Source organism: Erysipelatoclostridium sp. MSK.7.34, assembly GCF_019041935.1.
Classification (GTDB): Bacteria; Bacillota_I; Bacilli_A; order Erysipelotrichales; family Coprobacillaceae; genus Thomasclavelia; species Thomasclavelia ramosa.
Genome location: NZ_JAHPYJ010000067.1, coordinates 1 through 940 on the forward strand (window position 1 = coordinate 1; position 940 = coordinate 940).

General features: G+C 50.4%; 9 tRNA genes. All 9 read left to right on the plus strand.

The features are described from left to right. Positions 1-61 precede the first annotated feature (61 nt). The 9 genes from KTF99_RS16790 (at position 62) to KTF99_RS16830 (ending at position 938) form a co-directional block, all read left to right on the plus strand. Positions 62-138: transfer RNA gene (locus KTF99_RS16790), tRNA-Arg, on the plus strand. 23 nt (positions 139-161) lie between these two features. Beyond that, positions 162-238 (plus strand) — tRNA-Pro (locus tag KTF99_RS16795). A gap of 15 nt (positions 239-253) precedes the next feature. After that, a tRNA-Ala gene (locus KTF99_RS16800) sits at positions 254-329 on the plus strand. Positions 330-366: 37 nt separating this feature from the next. After that, positions 367-443, plus strand: a tRNA-Met gene (locus tag KTF99_RS16805). Positions 444-479: 36 nt separating this feature from the next. After that, a tRNA-Ile gene (locus KTF99_RS16810) sits at positions 480-556 on the plus strand. 12 nt (positions 557-568) lie between these two features. After that, a tRNA-Ser gene (locus tag KTF99_RS16815) sits at positions 569-661 on the plus strand. Between the two features lie 43 nt (positions 662-704). Next, a tRNA-Met gene (locus KTF99_RS16820) sits at positions 705-781 on the plus strand. Between the two features lie 2 nt (positions 782-783). Beyond that, positions 784-860 (plus strand) — tRNA-Asp (locus KTF99_RS16825). A gap of 2 nt (positions 861-862) precedes the next feature. Beyond that, positions 863-938: transfer RNA gene (locus KTF99_RS16830), tRNA-Phe, on the plus strand. The last annotated feature ends 2 nt before the right edge of the window (positions 939-940 follow it).

A 940-nucleotide genomic window follows, 5' to 3' on the forward strand; every position in this document is an offset into this window, starting at 1 on the left:
AATAAATCTTGCAAAAGCTAATAAGATGTGTTAATATAGATAGGCGTTGTAAGTGAACGATGCGCTAGTAGCTCAACTGGATAGAGTGCTTGACTACGGATCAAGAGGTTGTGGGTTCGATTCCTGCCTAGCGCGCCATTTGAGTAAAAAAAGAAATAGAACGGGAAGTAGCACAGCTTGGTAGTGCACCTGGTTTGGGACCAGGGGGTCGCAGGTTCAAATCCTGTCTTCCCGACCATTTAAAATAATAATTGGGGCCTTAGCTCAGCTGGGAGAGCACCTGCCTTGCACGCAGGGGGTCAGCGGTTCGATCCCGCTAGGCTCCACCATTAATTATTAAATTATAGCATTGCTGTAGTTGATTACGGCGGGGTAGCTCAGTTGGCTAGAGCAATCGGTTCATACCCGGTGGGTCGGGGGTTCGAATCCCTTCCCCGCTACCAATTTAATAACGGTGCCCGTAAGTCAAGAAACAACAAGGACCCTTAGCTCAGTTGGTTAGAGCTATCGGCTCATAACCGATCGGTCGTTGGTTCGAGTCCAACAGGGTCCACCAATTTAAGAATGCGAGGGATTACCCAAGTCCGGCTGAAGGGATCGGTCTTGAAAACCGACAGGGGATTAACGTCCCGCGGGGGTTCGAATCCCTCATCCCTCGCCATTTAATTTAAAATTCAGCCGAAATAAAATAATGCAAAAAATATCGCGGGATGGAGCAGTCTGGTAGCTCGTCGGGCTCATAACCCGAAGGTCGTTGGTTCAAATCCTTCTCCCGCAACCATTGGTCTGGTAGTTCAGTTGGTTAGAATGCCGCCCTGTCACGGCGGAGGTCGCGGGTTCGAGTCCCGTCCAGACCGCCAATGGTTCCGTAGCTCAGTCGGTAGAGCAGAGGACTGAAAATCCTCGTGTCGCTGGTTCGATTCCGGCCGGAACCACCATT